Source organism: Paeniroseomonas aquatica (assembly GCF_030409335.1).
GTDB lineage: Bacteria > Pseudomonadota > Alphaproteobacteria > Acetobacterales > Acetobacteraceae > Belnapia > Belnapia aquatica.
Genome location: NZ_JAUFPN010000108.1, coordinates 24,126 through 40,989, shown reverse-complemented (window position 1 = coordinate 40,989; position 16,864 = coordinate 24,126). Strand labels below are relative to the sequence as shown.

Annotated in this window: 13 protein-coding genes; 9 read left to right on the top strand and 4 right to left on the bottom strand. The window is 73.7% G+C overall.

All coding sequences use genetic code 11. The features are described 5' to 3' along the window. Positions 1–88: 88 nt before the first annotated feature. Entirely contained in the window at positions 89–712 is a 624-nt protein-coding gene (locus QWZ14_RS09830; protein WP_290316467.1) for an FTR1 family protein, read from the bottom strand. 249 nt (positions 713–961) lie between these two features. On the opposite strand from QWZ14_RS09830, the gene QWZ14_RS09825 reads away from it, so the two are divergent. Continuing rightward, complete coding sequence (locus QWZ14_RS09825) at positions 962–1,099, top strand: hypothetical protein (protein ID WP_290316466.1); 138 nt, start codon at positions 962–964, stop codon at positions 1,097–1,099. 27 nt (positions 1,100–1,126) lie between these two features. On the opposite strand, the gene QWZ14_RS09820 is transcribed toward QWZ14_RS09825, so the two are convergent. After that, on the bottom strand, positions 1,127–2,098 hold the full coding sequence (locus QWZ14_RS09820) for a tripartite tricarboxylate transporter substrate-binding protein (RefSeq protein ID WP_290316465.1): 972 nt from the start codon (positions 2,096–2,098) through the stop codon (positions 1,127–1,129). A 135-nt stretch (positions 2,099–2,233) separates the two neighbouring features. Between QWZ14_RS09820 and QWZ14_RS09815 the strand changes: the two genes are divergently transcribed. From QWZ14_RS09815 to QWZ14_RS09790, 6 genes are all read left to right on the top strand, one after another. After that, on the top strand, positions 2,234–3,127 hold the full coding sequence (locus tag QWZ14_RS09815) for a TAXI family TRAP transporter solute-binding subunit (RefSeq protein ID WP_290316464.1): 894 nt from the start codon (positions 2,234–2,236) through the stop codon (positions 3,125–3,127). A gap of 121 nt (positions 3,128–3,248) precedes the next feature. Further along, entirely contained in the window at positions 3,249–3,524 is a 276-nt protein-coding gene (locus QWZ14_RS09810) for an exodeoxyribonuclease VII small subunit (protein WP_290316463.1), read from the top strand. A gap of 7 nt (positions 3,525–3,531) precedes the next feature. Continuing rightward, positions 3,532–4,437 (top strand): polyprenyl synthetase family protein, encoded by a 906-nt coding sequence (locus QWZ14_RS09805; RefSeq protein ID WP_290316462.1) that lies wholly within the window; start codon positions 3,532–3,534, stop codon positions 4,435–4,437. Then, entirely contained in the window at positions 4,437–6,359 is a 1,923-nt protein-coding gene (dxs, locus tag QWZ14_RS09800) for a 1-deoxy-D-xylulose-5-phosphate synthase (RefSeq protein WP_290316461.1), read from the top strand. The genes QWZ14_RS09805 and dxs overlap by 1 nt, the downstream gene beginning before the upstream one ends. A 4-nt stretch (positions 6,360–6,363) precedes the next feature. Continuing rightward, complete coding sequence (locus QWZ14_RS09795; RefSeq protein WP_290316524.1) at positions 6,364–7,101, top strand: TlyA family RNA methyltransferase; 738 nt, start codon at positions 6,364–6,366, stop codon at positions 7,099–7,101. A gap of 57 nt (positions 7,102–7,158) precedes the next feature. Next, positions 7,159–7,587: a PaaI family thioesterase gene (locus QWZ14_RS09790; protein ID WP_290316460.1), complete on the top strand. Its 429-nt coding sequence runs from the start codon at positions 7,159–7,161 to the stop codon at positions 7,585–7,587. A 6-nt stretch (positions 7,588–7,593) separates the two neighbouring features. Here QWZ14_RS09790 and QWZ14_RS09785 read toward each other — a convergent pair whose 3' ends face one another. Together QWZ14_RS09785 and QWZ14_RS09780 are read right to left on the bottom strand one after the other, a co-directional pair. Further along, a complete protein-coding gene (locus QWZ14_RS09785) occupies positions 7,594–7,737 on the bottom strand; it encodes a peptide chain release factor 1 (protein ID WP_290316459.1) in 144 nt (47 codons plus the stop codon). 128 nt (positions 7,738–7,865) lie between these two features. After that, complete coding sequence (locus QWZ14_RS09780; protein WP_290316458.1) at positions 7,866–9,125, bottom strand: hypothetical protein; 1,260 nt, start codon at positions 9,123–9,125, stop codon at positions 7,866–7,868. Between the two features lie 135 nt (positions 9,126–9,260). Between QWZ14_RS09780 and QWZ14_RS09775 the strand changes: the two genes are divergently transcribed. Together QWZ14_RS09775 and QWZ14_RS09770 are read left to right on the top strand one after the other, a co-directional pair. Then, positions 9,261–11,285: a M10 family metallopeptidase gene (locus QWZ14_RS09775; protein ID WP_290316457.1), complete on the top strand. Its 2,025-nt coding sequence runs from the start codon at positions 9,261–9,263 to the stop codon at positions 11,283–11,285. Between the two features lie 80 nt (positions 11,286–11,365). Continuing rightward, positions 11,366–16,858, top strand: coding sequence for a calcium-binding protein (locus QWZ14_RS09770; RefSeq protein WP_290316456.1), 5,493 nt, complete (start codon positions 11,366–11,368; stop codon positions 16,856–16,858). The last annotated feature ends 6 nt before the right edge of the window (positions 16,859–16,864 follow it).

The following is a 16,864-nucleotide window of genomic DNA, read 5'->3' as shown; positions in this document are numbered from 1 at the left end:
GCGGTTGCAATCCTCAACCGGCGGTGGCCGGCCCGGCGCGACGCGCGCGGCCCGCTTCGCTCCGGCAGCGGGAGCCGCATGGGCGCCGTCACTGGCGGAAGTGCTGCATCCCGTCGAAGGCGAGCTGGGCGGCGGTGATCAGCAGGACGACCGAGGTGATCTGGAACATCGGGCGCAGCGGCAGGCGGATCGTGGTGCGGATGGCGATCTGCCAGAGCACCAGCAGCACCAGGACGGCGAAGGCGACCCCGCCCCACAGGTCGGCCGGCGCGCCGTGCCGGCCCAGGGCCGCCAGGAACAGCGCGGTCTCGACGCCTTCGCGGAAGACCGCCAGGAAGCCGACGAAGCCGAGGGCCAGCGGCGCGCGCCGGGCCCCGAGCGCCTGCCAGGCGGTGCGCTCCAGGGTCTGGTCCCAGGTCCGCGGATCGGTCTGCCGCCACAGCCAGCCGCCGACCCAGAGCATCAACCCGGCCGCGAGCAGGCAGGTGATGCCCTCCGCGTCATTGGCATAGGCGCTGGGCGGGCGGCTGGCATAGACCCCGCCGATCAGCAGGCTGGCGAGCAGCCCGAGCACCGCCCCGATCCAGAGCGCCAGGGTCCGCGCCGGCGTCACCCGCCGCAACAGGGAGGCGACCGCAAGCAGGACAATGACGGCCTCCATTGCTTCCCGCAGCAGAACGACCGAGATCTGCACTACAACAGCTGGATTCATCACGCCCTTATGAAATGACCGGAGTTGTTTCGCCGCTGTCGTGCCTGTCGGGGGCGGTCATACTGCTCCCGGTGGAGGAGGTCCTGGCACGCCTTGGTGTGCGGACCGCCGGGGCCCGTCGTTGTCATGCAACCTTCGGTGATTCCGTTGGCGGATGAGAGCTGCGGCACCGGTTCACCTGCCCCGGTGAGCCTAATGCCACGGCCGCTTTCCCGGCTACGGGGGGTTGCGCCGGTTGGGGGACGGATCATGCACGACATCGAACTCATCGCCTTCGTCTTCGGCATCCTGTTCAGCGAGCTCGGCGCGGTGATGATGCCGGTCGCCCTGGCGACGACGGCCGTCGCCGCCGCCGCGAACGTGCAGTTCGAGCCGGTCGCCGTCTGAGGCCTCCCGGGCGCCGGAGGGGCCCGGCTAGTCGGCGGTGGCCCCGGAGGCGCGGATGATCGGGATCCACAGCGCCAGCTGCTGGTCCCAGAAGGGCCCGAGCAGCGCCGCGCCCTCGCCGCGCGGCTCCACCCCGGCCTCGACCAGCCGGCCGCGGCCGCGGCCGACCGCCTCCAGGGCCGCCGCCTCGAGCCGGGCGAGGATCGGCGGCGGGGTGCCGGCCGCGGCATGCACCGCGTGCCAGTTGTAGGTCTCGTAGCCCGGCACGCCGGCCTCCTGGGCGGTCGGGACCTCGGGCAGGGCGGCGCTGCGGGTGGTGGTGGTGACCGCGAGGCCGCGGACCTGGCCGCCGCGGATGGCCGGGATCACGCTCGCCATCGTATCGACCATCATGTCCACCGTGCCGTTGAGCAGGTCGGCGAAGGCCGGGCCGGAGCCCCGGTAGGGGACATGCGTCGCCTCGGCGCCGACCATGCTGGCCAGCAGCTGGGCCGAGAGATGGGTGATGGTCCCGGCCCCGGAGGAGGCATAGGCGATGCGGCCCGGCCGCTGCCGCATCAGCGCGATCAACTCGGCCAGGCTGCGCGCCGGGACCTTGGGGCCGACCATGACGATGTTCGGCAGGGTGCCGATGAGCGCCACCGGGGCGAAGGCGCGGCGGACGTCGAAGGCGAGGTTGCGGTAGAGCCCGGCGTTCAGCACCGCCGAGGAGAGGGTGTGGAGGATGATGGTATGGCCATCGGCCGGCGCCTGGAGCGCGGCCTCCGAGCCGATGACTCCGCCGGAGCCGCCGCGGTTCTCCACCACCACCGGCTGGCCGAGCGCCTCCTGCATGCCGAGGGCGGTGATGCGGGCGACCACGTCGGCCGAGCCGCCGGCGGCGAAGGGCACGATCATCCGCAGGGGGCGGTTGGGGAAGGGCGCCTGCGCCAGGGCCGGCGCCCCGGCGGCCAGCCCGGCCAGGCCGCCGGCCAGGCTGCGGCGCGATACAGGATGCATGATTTTCCCCCCGGTTCCTGGCCGGCAGGCTAGGGCAAGCCGGGCGCCTTGCTCAATCGGCCGGCCTGCCGGAGACTTCGCGGCAGCGGGCGGGGGAGCGGAGAGGATGCGGCATCCTGGCAGGGCGTCCGACGCATGAGCGCGCATCCCGCCATGGCGCCGCCGCTGACGCTCGCCACCGCGACGCCCGGGGGCGGCTTTCCCCTCTACGGCGAGGCCTTCGCCGCCACCCTCGAGGCCGCCGACCCCGGGCTGAAGCTGCTGCCGCGCCATACCCGGGGCAGCACCGAGAACCTGCCCCTGCTGCGGGCCGGGGCGGTGGACCTGGCCCTGGTCCAGGGCGAGGTGGTGCAGGCCGCCTTCGCCGGCGGGGCGCCGGCCGGGCTCAGCATCCTCTGGGCGATGTATCCGGCGCCGGGGATGTTCGTGGTCCGCGGCGACTCCGCCGCCACCTCCATCGCGGCGCTGCGGGGCCGGCGGGTGGCCTGGGGCGCCCGCGGCTCCGGGCTGGTGCTGCTGGCCCGGGCGGTGCTGGACGGGCTGGGGCTGGACCCGGAGCGCGACTTCGAGGCGGTCTTCCTCGACCGGGCCGGGGATGGGCCGGCCATGGTGCTCGACGGGCGGGTGGCGGCGCTCTGGGGTGGCGGGGCCGGCTGGCCCGGCTTCGCCGCGGTGGCGGAAGGTCCGGCCGGCGCCCGCTTCCTCGCGCCGGAGCCGGCGGATGTCCCGGCCATCCTGGCGCGCCAGCCCTTCCTGCGGCGGATGACCCTGCCGGCCGGCAGCTATGCCGGCCAGGCGGCGCCGGTCGCCTCCGTCGGGTCCTGGAGCTTCGTGCTGGCCCGGCCGGGGCTGGAGGAGGCCATGGGCTACCGGCTGGCCCGGGCGCTGCACCGCGGCGAGGCCGACCTCGCCCGGCGCCTGCCCCAGGCCCGGGAGAGCACGGCGCAGGCGACCGCCGGGGCGGCCGACCCGGCCCTGCTGCACCCCGGCGTCCGCCGGGCGCTGCGGGAATGGGGCTCGCTGCCGTGACCCAGGGTGGATGCCCGTTCATGTCGCTGTCGAGACCATAAGCCTTCGGTAACGCGCCCGCTTGCCCGTATTGCCAAATCCTCAACGGCTGTATGGTGGGGGTTCGAATTGGGAGACCCGAATGGGAGAGGCGCGCAGCCAGCCGGCCCCCGCGCGGCGGCAGACCCCGCCGGCGGAGGACCTTGTCGCATTGTCCTTCGAGGATGCGCTGGCGGAATTGGAAGAGATCGTGAAGTCGCTCGAGGGCGGCAAGGGCACGCTTGCCCAGGCCATCGCCGACTATGAGCGGGGAGCCTCGCTCCGCCGGCATTGCGAGCAGAAGCTGGCCGAGGCGGAGGCGAAGGTGCAGGCGATCGTGGACGGCCCGGCGGGCCCCACCCTGCGGGATGTGGAGTAGGCCCGGGATGACCACCGACGAGACGGAGCTGCGGCGCGCCATGGCGGCAGCGGCGGAGGAGATCGACCAGGCGCTGGACATCCTGCTGCCGACCGAGGAGGGCGACGAGGCCCGGCTCTACGCCGCCATGCGCTACGCGACGGTGGGCGGCGGCAAGCGGCTGCGCGGCTTCCTGGTGCTGGAGGGCGCCCGGCAGTTCGGCGTCTCCCGCAACGCCGCGCTGCGGGTCGCCGGCGCCATCGAGATGGTCCACGCCTATTCGCTGGTGCACGACGACCTGCCGGCGATGGACGACGACGACCTGCGCCGCGGCAAGCCGACGGTGCACAAGGCCTTCGACGAGGCGACCGCCATCCTCGCCGGCGATGCGCTGCAGACCCAGGCCTTCACCACCCTGGCCGAGGAGGATACCCACCCGGATACCGCGGTGCGGATCGAGCTGGTCCGCTGCCTCGCCCGCGCCGCCGGCGCCCGGGGCATGTGCGGCGGGCAGATGCTGGACATGCTGGCGGAGGAGCAGGGCGGCGACCTCGACGAGAGCGCGATCGGCCGGCTGCAGACGCTGAAGACCGGCAAGCTGATCGAGTTCTCGGCCGAGGCGGGCGCCGTGCTCGGCAAGGCCGCCTCCTCCCAGCGGCATGCGCTGCTGGGCTACGGCCGCGACCTCGGCGCCGCCTTCCAGATCGCCGACGACCTGCTGGACGCGACCGCGACCCCCGAGGAAGCCGGCAAGCGCACCGGCAAGGATGCCGAGGCGGGCAAGGCGACGCTGGTGTCCCTGCTCGGCCCGGAGCGCGCGCGGATCCAGGCGGAACGCTTGGTGGCGCAGGCCAAGACCCATCTTGACGTCTTCGGCGAGCGAGCCGACCTCTTGAGAATGCTCGCAGATTTCGTGATCGAGCGGAGAAGCTGATGTCCCCCCAACCCGCGACGCCGCTCCTCGACCGGGTCAAAGTCCCGGCCGACATGCGCAACCTCTCCGGGGAGCAGCTCAAGCAGCTGGCCGGCGAGCTTCGGGCGGAAACCATCCAGGCGGTCAGCCAGACCGGCGGCCACCTCGGCGCCTCGCTCGGCGTGGTCGAGCTGACGGTCGCGATCCATGCGGTCTTCGAGACCCCGCGCGACCGGCTGATCTGGGATGTCGGCCACCAGGCCTATCCGCACAAGATCCTGACCGGGCGGCGCGACCGCATCCGCACGCTCCGCCAGGGCGGCGGCCTCTCCGGCTTCACCCGGCGGTCCGAGAGCGCGTACGACCCCTTCGGCGCGGCGCATTCCAGCACCTCGATCTCCTCCGGCCTCGGCATGGCGGTGGCGAGCGACCTGCTGGGCGACCCGCGCAACGTCATCGCCGTCATCGGCGACGGCGCGATGAGCGCGGGCATGGCCTATGAGGCCATGAACAACGCCGGCGCCGCCAAGTCGCGGCTGATCGTGGTGCTGAACGACAACGACATGTCGATCGCCCCGCCGGTCGGGGCGATGAGCGCCTACCTCTCGAAGGTCGTCTCCTCCCGCCCCTTCATCTCCGTCCGGGAGATGATGGCGAAGCTGGCGCGGCACTTCCCCGGGCCGATCGAGCGCGCCGCCAAGCGGGCGGACGAGTACGCCCGCGGCCTGCTGACCGGCGGCACGCTGTTCGAGGAGCTGGGCTTCTACTACGTCGGCCCGATCGACGGCCACGACCTCGACCACCTCATGCCGGTGCTGCGCAACCTGCGCGACACGGAATTGCAGGGGCCGATCCTGCTGCACGTGGTGACGCAGAAGGGCAAGGGCTACGCGCCCGCCGAGGCCAGCGCCGACAAGTACCACGGCGTGCAGAAGTTCAACGTCGTCACCGGCGAGCAGGTCAAGGCCCCGCCGGGACCGCCGAGCTACACCAAGGTGTTCTCCAACGCGCTGATCGCCGAGGCCGAGGCCGACAGCCGCATCGTCGCCATCAACGCCGCCATGCCGAACGGCACCGGCCTCGACGCGTTTGCCAAGAAATTCCCCAGGCGCAGCTTCGACGTCGGCATCGCCGAGCAGCATGCCGTCACCTTCGCCGCCGGCATGGCGACCGAGGGCATGAAGCCCTTCGTCGCGATCTACTCCACCTTCCTGCAGCGCGGCTACGACCAGGTGGTGCACGACGTGGTGCTGCAGAACCTGCCGGTCCGCTTCGCCATGGACCGCGCCGGCCTGGTCGGCGCCGATGGCGCGACCCATGCCGGCAGCTTCGACATCGCCTACCTCGGCTGCCTGCCGAACATCGTGCTGATGGCCGCGGCCGACGAGCTGGAGCTGATGCACATGGTCGCCACCGCGGCCGCCATCGACGACCGGCCCAGCGGCTTCCGCTATCCGCGCGGCGAGGGCCTCGGCCTCGAGCTGCCGGCCCGCGGCACCCCGCTCGAGGTCGGCCGCGGCCGCATCCTGAAGGAGGGCACCACCGTCGCCCTGCTCTCCTACGGCACCCGGCTGGCCGAATGCCTGAAGGCAGCCGAGGAGCTGGGCGCGCGCGGCCTCTCGACCACCGTCGCCGATGCCCGCTTCGCCAAGCCGCTCGACGCCGCCCTGGTCGAGCGGCTGGCGCGCGAGCACGAGGTGCTGATCACCGTCGAGGAAGGCTCGGTCGGCGGCTTCGGCAGCTTCGTGCTGCAGCACCTGGCGCTGCGCGGCATGCTGGACCACGGGCTGAAGATCCGCCCGCTCTGCCTGCCGGACCGCTTCATCGACCACGAGAACCCGAAGAAGCAGTACGACGAGGCCGGGCTGAACGCGGCGCAGATCGTCGCCGCGGCGGTCGCGGCGCTCGGGTCGGGTGCGGCCATGAAGCCGGCGCGGGCCTGAGGCGATCGCCCGGGAACGCGCCGACCAGGCACTGGTGGACCGGGGGCTGGCCGAAAGCCGCACCCGGGCCCAGGCCCTGATCCTCGCGGGCAAGGTCTATTCCGGGACGCTGCGGATCGAGAAGGCCGGGCAGTTCCTGGCTCCCGGCACGCCGCTCGAGCTGCGCGGCCAGGACCATCCCTGGGTCTCCCGCGGCGGCGTCAAGCTGGCGCATGCGATCGCGCATTTCGGCCTGGACCCGGCGGGGAAGGTGGCGCTCGACGTCGGCGCCTCGACCGGCGGCTTCACCCATGTGCTGCTGCACCATGGCGCGGCGAAGGTCTTCGCCGTGGATGTCGGCCACGGCCAGCTGGCCTGGACCCTGCGCAACGACCCCCGGGTGGTGGTGATGGAGCGGGTCAACGCCCGCTACCTCGAGGCCCCGCAGCTGGGCGAGGCGCCGGAGGTGCTGGTCTGCGACGCCAGCTTCATCGGCCTGCAGGTGGTGCTGCCGCAGGCGATCTCGCTCTGTGCCCCCGGGGCCTGGGCGGTGGCGCTGATCAAGCCGCAGTTCGAGGTGGGGCCGGCCGTCGCCAAGGGCGGCGTGGTGCGGGATGCCGCGGTGCATCGCGCGGTCTGCAGCCGCATGTCCGAATGGTGGGCGGGCCTGCCGGGCTGGCGGGTGCTGGGCGTCGAGCCCAGCCCGCTGCTGGGGCCGGAAGGCAACCGGGAATTCCTGATCGCCGCGACCCGCGAGGGCTGAATGTTGCGATGCAGCAGGGGCGTTGTCGGGCCCGGCGCCCAGCCGCTATAGACGGCCATGCCCGATGACATGACCCCCTTCGATCCCGCGACCACCGGCTGGAAGCGGATGCAGCCGGACGGCTATCCCGGGCTGATCGGCCCCTTCTGGTTCAAGCGCGATGCCGACGGCGGCGGCTTCCGCTACGGCTTCACCGCCGAGGCGCGGCACCTCAACCTCGGCGGCGTGGTGCATGGCGGCATGCTGATGAGCTTCGCCGACGACGTGCTGGGCATGACCGTCTGGGAAGCCGCCGGCCGCAAGCCCTGCACCACGGTGCAGCTCAGCACCCAGTTCATCGCGCCGGTGAAGCTCGGCGACTACGTGGTGGGACGGGCCGAGGTGCTGCGCACCACCCGCTCGGTCGTCTTCGTCCGGGGGCTGGTCAGCGTGGGCGACCGGACCATCGTGCACGCCGACGGCATCTGGAAGATCCTCGGCGCCTGAGCCCCCTCAGGCGCCCGCCCGGGACGCCTGGCCCTTGCCGCTGATCTCGGCGAGCAGGGTCCAGACGCGATGCGGGTCCATCCGGGTTTCCAGGTCGTTCAGGATGCGGTCGAGCTCGGCGAGCTTGGCCTGGATCTCTCGATCGGTCATGCGGCTGCATCCTGCTGCTGGGCCGCAGGCAGCACCGGACAGCGACCCGGGCGGCAGCGGCGATCGTGGGGCCTCAGAACGCCGCAGACCGCCGCCGGTTGCCTCGTGTCACCGGGCGCAACCGGGTGTCACATTGACGAGAGGATGCCCGGTGCGAGGGCGGCGACCTTGGCCGCCGGATGGCCGGGATTACGGAAGCGCAACTCGGCCCCCTCGGCCGCATCCGGCGGCGAGGCCCCGAACATCTCGAAGCGCGAGGCGCAGGTGACGGCGACGACGCGGCGGGCGGGACCGCTGGTCAGGAAGCGCCGCACCGCCCCCTCGAGGTCGAGGCGGTCGCGCAGCCCGCGCCATTCGGTGCGGTCCAGGTCCTCGAGGAAGACCGCGACGATGCCGGGCAGCGCCCCCGACAGCCGGGCCTCGGCCGCCTGGCCGAGCCGGCGGGCGACGGCGGCCGCGACCTCGTTCTCCCGCCCGGCGCGGGCGGCCATGACGAAGACGCTGCCGCTGCCGCCGGTGGTGACGGCGAGATGGGCTTCCGGGCCGAACTGGGCGCGCAGCCGGGCGAGCAGGCCGCCGGCCTGGTCCGACGCCTGGGTGCCCGCCAGCATCAACGGGTCGAGCTTGAGCACCGCCTGCGACCCGGCGCCGCCGAGGTCCTGGCGCCTCTCGGCCGCCAGCATCTCGCTGATCCGCTGGTGCAGCAGGGTCAGCTGGTCGGGGCCGGAGATGCCGTCCGGCAGGGTCATCTTCAGCAGGTAGCGGCCGGGATGGGCGGCGAGCCAGGCCTGCAGCTCGGGGGTGATGCGGTCGACCAGCGCATACCAGTCGCCGCGATGGACCGGGCGGCCCTCCTCGGCGGAGACGGTCTCGCAGACCACCGCGGCGGTCGCCCCCTCCCGCTCGACCAGCAGGTCGTGCGGGGTGCCCTCGGCGAGGCCGGTGAAGGCAATGGTGAAGCCGGCCTCGCGCAGCAGCCCGGCGGTGCGCAGCAGGTGGAACAGCGGGATGAGCGTCGACTCGCCCGTGAGCCCGGCCAGGAGCTGGTCGCGCAGCCGGGCGCGGGGGCCCTCCGGCAGGCTGTCGGCGAGGCGGACGGCCTCCTCGGCGAAGGCGCAGACCCGGCGTTCGGCGACACTCGGCCTGGTCAGGGCGCGGCGGCCCGAGAGCCGGGCGAGGGCCAGTTCCAGCGCATGGCGCTGCTGCGCGGCGCGGCCGGTCAGCGAGCCCGCCTGGGCCCGGTTGCCGATATCCGCCAGCCTGGCGGCCCAGGCGGCTTCGCCGCAGAGGGCGACGAAGGCGTCCAGCCCGGGATTTTCCGCGGCCGGTCCGGCGGGGAACCGGCCGCCGTTCTGCAAGCTTCCAGGTAATGGATTAGCGAAGGTCATGGCTTCGTCTCATCCTCGTCGTTGCCGTTGCTAAGCGCCTCCCGCGCCCGGCCGTCAAGTATGACGATTTCATGATTTCACGACCAAATCGATGCCATCGGGCGTCGAGGCGGGGACGCAGCCGGAAAGCGATGCATGACTGTATTTGATCCACTATTGGCGATACTGGGCGGCTACGAGACCGCCCGCTGGAACTATCCGGCCGCGGTGGGCACGGCGCCGGCCGAGCCGGGCGGGATCGGCACCCCCGCCGCGGTCACCTACAGCTTCCTGGAGGACTTCCCGAGCTACTACCGGGCCTCGCCGCCGACCCCCCTGGTGGCCATGGACCCGGCGATGCGGGCCGGGGTGGCGCAGGCGCTCGGGGCGTGGTCGGCGGTCGCCGACATCCGCTTCACCGAGGTCCCGGACACCGGCGCGGGCGGCGACATGCGCTTCGGCCGGCACACCATGGACCCCGGCGGCTATGCCTATTTCCCCACCTTCGCCACCAGCCTCGGCGGCGCTCCGCTGCGGATCACCGCGGCGAGCCCGACGCCGCTCGGGGGCGACGTCTACATCGGCACCCATCCCGGCAATGACGCGCTGGCGCCCGGCGCCGGCGGCTACGACGTGCTGGTGCACGAGACCGGCCATGCGATCGGCCTGAAGCACCCCTTCGAGGCCTCGCCGACCCTGCCGGCCGCGACGGATACCAAGGCCTTCACGGTCATGTCCTATACCGCCCCGGCCAATGCCTCGGTCGTGGCGGTCGCCGGCACCGCCGGCAACTACAGCTACACCGTCACCGACCTCGAGCCGGACGGCCCGATGCTCTACGACATCGCCGCGGCGCAGTACCTCTACGGCGCCAACATGGCGCATGCCGCCGGCGACGACCGCTACGCCTGGGCCCCGAATGCGCGCTTCCTCGAGACGATCTGGGATGCCGGCGGCATCGATACCATCGATGCCGGCAACCAGTCCCTGAGCAACCTCATCGACCTGACCGAGGGACACCACTCCAGCATCGGCCTGCGGCTGACCCGGGCGGAGCTGCGGCTGGAGATTCCCGCCTTCGCCACCGGCGCGCCGGACCCGAGCTACGACGGGCGGGACAACCTGGCGATCGCCTTCGGCGCGGTGATCGAGAACGCGACCGGCGGCAGCGGGGCGGATACCCTCCTCGGCAATGCGGCGGACAATGTCCTGGCCGGGAATGCCGGCGACGACCTGCTGGACGGCGGGGCGGGCCATGACACGCTGGCCGGCGGCGACGGCGACGACCGCTACGTGGTGGACACCCAGGGCGACGTCATCGTCGAGGGTCCCGGCCAGGGCCGCGACACGGCCACCGCCACCACCAGCTACTACCTCTATGCCGGGGTCGAGGCGCTGGTCCTGGCCCCCGGCGCCGGCGACCTCTTCGGCGTCGGCAACGACCTCGCCAACCGCCTTGCCGGCAACGAGGGCGCCAACCTGCTGATCGGCGGGGAGGGCGCCGATACCCTGGCCGGCGGCGGCGGCGACGATACCCTCCACGGCGGCGCCGGCGCGGACAGCATCCTGGGCGGCGAGGGCGCCGACCAGCTCGTCGGGGGCGAGGGCGACGACAGCCTCGACGGCGCCAGCGGCCTCGGCGAGGCCGATACCCTCCATGGCCAGGCCGGCGACGACCGCTACTGGGTGGATTCGGCCGCCGACCTGGTCTTCGAGGCCCCCGGGGAGGGCATCGATACCATCCATGCCAGCATCGCCGGCACCGGCTTCTACCTGCCGGGCGGGGTCGAGGACCTGGTCCTGCTCGACGCGACGCCCTTCGGCGTGGGCAACGAACTGGACAATGCGGTCACCGGCAATGCGGAGGGCAACCTCCTGCTCGGCGGCGCCGGCGACGATACGCTGGACGGCCGAGAGGGCAACGACGTGCTGTTCGGCGAGGCCGGGGCCGATACCTTCGTCTTCGGCCGCGGCGGCGGCAGCGACGTGCTGGGCGACTTCGCCGCGGGCCTCGACCATATCCTGCTCGGCGGCCTGGGTCTCGCCAGCTTCGCCCAGGTGCTGGCGGTGACCGGGGACCATGACGGCACCGCGGCGATCGACTTCGGCGAGGGCGACGTCATCATCCTCACCGGCGTCCTCCGGGCGGCGCTGTCGGAGGCCGATTTCCTGTTCGGCTGAGCCGCATTCAGGGATAATTCAGGGCCCGCCCCCTAGACCAGCCGACCGCAGGCCGCCGCAGCGGCCCCGGTGGGGGATGGATGGCGACGGTCACGGGCACCGCGGGGGCCGATCTGCTGCAGGGCACCGGCGGGGCCGATACCCTGCTGGGCCTCGGCGGCAACGATACGCTCCTCGCCGGCGCGGGCCTCGACAGCCTCGACGGCGGCGCCGGGGAGGATCGCGCGGTCATCGACCGCGCCGCCGCGACCGAGGCGATCACCCTCTACATGCTCGCCCCGGCGCTGGTCAGCGCCCTGGCCGGCGACAGCGTCACCGGCGTCGAGCATCTCTCCTTCACCGCCGGCGCCGGCGACGACGGGCTGGTCGGCGGCGGCGGGGACGACAGCCTGGCCGGTGGCTCCGGCCAGGATGCGCTGCAGGGCGGGGCGGGCGCCGATACGCTGCTGGGGGGCGACGGCGCCGACAGCCTGCTGGGCGGCGCGGGCGCGGACCTGCTGGCTGGCGGCGCGGGAGCGGACCGCTTCTTCCTCCAGGGCAGCGGCGGGCTGGACAGCAGCCTGGCGGCGACCGACCGGATCCAGGACTTCAACGCCGCGGAAGGCGACCGCCTGGTCCTCCGCGGCGAGGCCATCGGGACGGCCCTACTCGCCCTGGCCGGCCAGGGCTTCGCGCTCTCGGGCCAAGCCAGCCTGCCCCTGGGCTTCGCCGGGTCGCTGACGCCGCGCGCCGCGCCGGTGGGCGGGCTTGGCCTGCCCGACCGGACCGGCGGGCTGGGGCTCAACCTCTACTGGCAGCCGGCGACCACCGGCGGCGGCTGGATCCTGCTCGACCTCGACCGGGACGGGATGCTGGCCGGCACCGACCTCGTGGTGCGGCTGGACCTCGCGGCGGGGGAGGCCGTCACCGCGGCGAGCTTCATCGCCGGCACCTTCGCCGGGCTCGGCACCACCGGCGCGGATGCGCTGTCCGGCACCGCGGCGGCGGACCGCCTGTTCGGCTTCGGCGCGAACGACACGCTGGCGGGGCTGGCGGGCGACGATACCCTGCTGGGCGGCGACGGGTCGGACAGCCTGGCGGGGGGAGCCGGCTTCGACAGCCTGCTGGGCGCGGACGGCGCCGATACCCTGGACGGCGGCGACGACACCGACGTGCTGGACGGCGGCGCGGGCGATGACGCGCTGGCCGGCGGGTCCGGCGACGACCTGCTGCTGGGCGGCGCGGGCGATGACCTGCTGCAGGGCGGCGGCGGCGACGATCGCCTGCAGGGCGGCTTCGGCGCCGATACGCTGGACGGTGGCGCCGGGGCGGATACGCTGCTGCTGCAGGGCATGGGAGAGGCGAGCTGGTCCACCCTGGCCGCCCCGGACCGCGTCATCGGCTTCCTCCCCGCGGAGGGCGACCGGCTGAGGCTGAGCAACGCCTGGTTCGGCCGGGGCGACGGCGGCGGCGCCGATGCCGGCACCTATACCGGCGCCGACGGGCTGGCCCGGGCGCTGCTGTTCAGCGGCAGCACCGGCACCGCCCTCGCCGCGCCGGTGGCGGGCATGGCGCTGCCGGCGCAAGGCCTCGCCCCGGGCGGGCTGGAGGCCTACCAGGTCTACTGGATCCCGGGGCTGGGCGGCGGCGGCTGGCTGGTGCTCGACCTCGACCGCAACGCCCGGCTCGATTCGACGGACCTGGTCGTGCGGCTGGACGGCCTGGCCGGCCTGGCGCCGGAGGATTTCGTCGACGGCACCTTCCTGACCCTGGCCGGCGGCTTCGTCATCGCCGGCACCGCGGGCGACGACAGCCTGGCCGGCGGCAGCCTGGGCGAGACCTTCCTCGCCAGCCCGGGCAGCGACCGGATCGCCGGCGGCGCCGGGGCGGGGAACGGGCTGAGCTATGCCGGCCTGGCCGGGCCGGTCGCGGTGAGCATCGACGGCTATGCCATGGGCAGCACCGCCAAGCCGGACGGCGCGCGGGACAGCTTCAGCGGCATCCAGGTCATCGCCGGCACGGCCGGCGCCGATACGCTGGATGCCGCCGCCGCCGCCGACGGCTTCTTCGCCCTCAGCCTCGAGGGCCGGGAAGGGGCGGACCTGCTGGTCGGCAACGGCACCGCGGGGGTGCAGCTTTCCTATGCCGCCAGCCCCGGGGCCATCAGCCTCGACCTGCTGGCCGGCAGCGGCAGCGACGGCTGGGGCAGCACGGATACGCTGGTGGGCATCCGCCGCGTCCTCGCCCTCTCGGCCTTCGGCGATACCGTGCTGGGCTCGGCCGGCGACGACGTCTTCCTCTCGGGCGCCGCCGGCAACAAGACCTTCGATGGCCGGGCCGGCACCGACGAATGGCGCTATGCCGGGGAAGGCGCCATCAGCGTCATGCTGGGCCCGAGCACCGTCGGCGGCTTCGCCCAGGGCGCCTATGTGCTCAAGCCCGGCGGCACCGACCGGCTCAGCGGCATCGAGGTGGTGACCGGCGGGGCCGGCGACGACAGCGTGCTGGGCTCCGCGGCGGCGGAGCGGCTGGCCGGCGGCGCCGGCAACGACACGCTGGACGGCGGCAACAACTTCGACGTCGCCGACTACGGCGCGGGCGGCGGGCTGGCGACCCGCGGCGTCACGGTCGACCTCACCGCCGGCAGCGGCGCCGATGCCTGGGGCGGCACCGACGTGCTGCGGAACATCGAATCCGCCTGGGGCACGCCGCTGGGGGACGAGCTCACCGGCTTCGCCATCGCCGGCGCCTATACCTGGCTGCGCGGCCTCGCCGGCAACGACACGCTGCGGGCGCCGGCGGCGGGCACGATGGTCGGGGCGGACCACGCCGGCGACCCGGCGGGCATCCTCGCCGACCTCGCCGCCGGGACGGTGCGGGACGGCTGGGGCGGGACGGATGCGCTGCAGGCGATCGGCGTGGTGCGGGGCTCGCCGCATGCCGATCGCATCGCCGGCGGCGCCGGGGCGGAGACCCTGCTGGGCGGCGGCGGCGGCGACACCCTGGATGGCGGCGCCGGGGCCGACTGGCTGGAGGGCGGGCCGGGCGACGACCTGTTCTACGTGGAGGCTGCCGGCGACCTGGTGCTGGAAGCCGCCGACGAAGGCGCCGACACCGTCGTCGCGGCGCTGGCCTGGGCGCTGGGGCCGGACCTCGAGGTCCTGGTGCTGGCCGAGGCCGCCGGGGGCGCCTATGGCATCGGCAACGGCGGCACCAACCTGCTGCTCGGCAACGGCTCCGGCAACGTGCTGGATGGTGGGGGCGATGCCGATACCCTCCGTGGCGGCGGCGGCGGCGATAGCCTCTACGGCAGCGCCGGCGACGACCTGCTGGACGGGCAGGACGGCGATGACGCGCTGGTCGGCGGCGCCGGGGCGGATACGCTCCGCGGCGGGGACGGCGACGACATCATCATCGCCGATGCCGATGGCCGCTTCACCGGCACGCTGCTGCTCGATGCCGGGGAGGCGGCGCCGCGTCCCATCCTGCTGGTGAATGCCGGGACCTTCGCCGACAGCATCGAGGGCGGCAGCGGCCTCGACCGCTGGTTCGCCAACCAGCCGGGGTCCCTGCTCGACCTGCGGCTGCTGCCGCTGGCCATGCAGGGGATCGAGGAGGTCTATGGCTCGGCCGGCGACGACGTCCTGCTGCTGGCGCCGCAGCAGGCCGCGGCCAGCGTCACCGGCGGCGACGGCAGCGATACCCTGGCCGGCACCGACGGCGGCGACCGGCTGGACGGCAGTGCGGGCGATGACCTGCTGGCCGGCGGGGGCGGCGACGATACCCTGTCCGGCGGCCCCGGCGACGACACGCTGGCCGGTGGCGCGGGGCATGACCTGCTCGATGGCTTGGCCGGGCACGACATCCTGCGGGGCGGGAGCGGCGAGGATACGCTGGTCTCCGGCGACTGGGACCTCCTGCTGGATGGCGGCCCGGGCGAGGATCTGGCGCTGATCGACCGCGGCTTCGCGGTGGCCGGGCTGACCCTGACGGCGGCGCTGCTGACCGATGGCGCCCAGGCCACGGCGCTCGCCGGCATGGAGCGGCTTTCGGTCAGGGCCGGCGCCGGCGCGGACCTGCTGCAGGGCGGGGCGGGCGCCGATACGCTCGACGGCGGCGGCGGCGGCGACTGGCTCGATGGCGGTGCCGGGGCCAACGCGCTGCTGGGGTCGGGGGGCGACGACACGCTGGTGTCGGCCGGCTGGGACCTGCTGCTGGCTGGCGGGGAGGGCCAGGATCTCGCCATCCTCGACCGCAGCGGCAGCGGGCGCGCCCTGACGATGCGGCCGGGCAGCCTCAGCGATGGCGTGTCCGCCACCGGCTGGACCGGGATCGAGCGGCTGGATGCGGCCGGGAGCGCGCTGGCCGACATCCTGCTGGGCGGCGCCGGGGCGGATACCCTGCGCGGCGGCGGCGGCGAGGATACGCTGGATGGCGGCGCCGGCGCCGATCTCCTGCTGGGCGGGCCGGGCGACGACAGCTACCGGGTCGACGACGTCTTCGATGCGATCCTCGAGCATCCCGGCGAGGGTCACGATACGGTCGTCGCCTTCGTCGGCACCTACCTGCCGGCCGGGGTCGAGGTGCTGGTCCTGGCCGCCGGCGCGGGGCCGATCTACGGCGTCGGCGAGGCGCAGGCGAATGTCCTGCTCGGCAACGAGGCCGGCAACCTGCTGATCGGCGCCGACGGCGACGACACCCTGCTCGGCGCCGGCGGCAACGATATCCTGTTCGGCGAGCAGGGCGGCGACAGCCTGGCGGGCGACGAGGGGGACGACTACCTCTTCGGCGGCGCGGGCGACGATACCCTGGTCGGCGGGGAGGGTTTCGACGTGCTCTACGGCGAGGCCGGCAACGACAGCCTGCTGGACGGGCCGGGGCTGGCCTACCTCATCGCCGGCGCCGGCGACGACACGCTGGACGGCGGCGAGGGCGCCGATGTGCTGTACGGCGAGGAGGGCGACGACCGGCTGGCCGGCGGCCCCGACTTCGTCTTCGACCTGCTGGTGGCCGGGCCCGGAAACGACAGGCTCGATGGCGCCAGCGGCTTCGGCGACTTCGACTACCTCTATGGCGGGCCGGGCGACGACACCTTCCTGGTCGATACCCCCGCCGACCTGGTCTTCGAATTCCCCGGCGAGGGCCATGACACGGTCTTCGCCGACATCCGGGGCGCCGGCTACTACCTGTTCGAGGATATCGAGGTGCTGGTCCTGCTGGGCAGCACGCCCTTCGGCGTCGGCAACCGGCTGGACAACCGGCTCACCGGCAATGCCGTCGGCAACTGGCTGCTGGGCGGGGCCGGGGACGACACGCTGGAGGGGCGTGGCGGCGACGACGTGCTGTTCGGCGAAGCGGGGGCCGATGCCTTCGTCGTCGCGCGGGGGATGGGCGCCGATGTCATCGGGGATTTCGGCCCGGGCACCGACCGGGTCGAGATGTCCGGCATGGGCTTCGCCAGCTTCGCCGGGCTGCTGGCCGCGACCACCGACTACGGCGGCACCTGCCTGATCGACTGCGGCCAGGGCGACCAGCTCGTGCTGCAGAACGTCGGCAAGGACGCGCTGCTCGCGGGCGATTTCCTGTTCGGCTGAGCCGCG

What these genes read in the sequence shown, in the direction of transcription:
- QWZ14_RS09830 (WP_290316467.1), bottom strand. Translation starts at nt 712, where the DNA reads ATGAATCCAGCTGTTGTAGTGCAGATCTCGGTCGTTCTGCTGCGGGAA.
- QWZ14_RS09825 (WP_290316466.1), top strand. Translation starts at nt 962, where the DNA reads ATGCACGACATCGAACTCATCGCCTTCGTCTTCGGCATCCTGTTCAGC.
- QWZ14_RS09820 (WP_290316465.1), bottom strand. Translation starts at nt 2,098, where the DNA reads ATGCATCCTGTATCGCGCCGCAGCCTGGCCGGCGGCCTGGCCGGGCTG.
- QWZ14_RS09815 (WP_290316464.1), top strand. Translation starts at nt 2,234, where the DNA reads ATGAGCGCGCATCCCGCCATGGCGCCGCCGCTGACGCTCGCCACCGCG.
- QWZ14_RS09810 (WP_290316463.1), top strand. Translation starts at nt 3,249, where the DNA reads ATGGGAGAGGCGCGCAGCCAGCCGGCCCCCGCGCGGCGGCAGACCCCG.
- QWZ14_RS09805 (WP_290316462.1), top strand. Translation starts at nt 3,532, where the DNA reads ATGACCACCGACGAGACGGAGCTGCGGCGCGCCATGGCGGCAGCGGCG.
- dxs (WP_290316461.1), top strand. Translation starts at nt 4,437, where the DNA reads ATGTCCCCCCAACCCGCGACGCCGCTCCTCGACCGGGTCAAAGTCCCG.
- QWZ14_RS09790 (WP_290316460.1), top strand. Translation starts at nt 7,159, where the DNA reads ATGCCCGATGACATGACCCCCTTCGATCCCGCGACCACCGGCTGGAAG.
- QWZ14_RS09785 (WP_290316459.1), bottom strand. Translation starts at nt 7,737, where the DNA reads ATGACCGATCGAGAGATCCAGGCCAAGCTCGCCGAGCTCGACCGCATC.
- QWZ14_RS09780 (WP_290316458.1), bottom strand. Translation starts at nt 9,125, where the DNA reads ATGACCTTCGCTAATCCATTACCTGGAAGCTTGCAGAACGGCGGCCGG.
- QWZ14_RS09775 (WP_290316457.1), top strand. Translation starts at nt 9,261, where the DNA reads ATGACTGTATTTGATCCACTATTGGCGATACTGGGCGGCTACGAGACC.
- QWZ14_RS09770 (WP_290316456.1), top strand. Translation starts at nt 11,366, where the DNA reads ATGGCGACGGTCACGGGCACCGCGGGGGCCGATCTGCTGCAGGGCACC.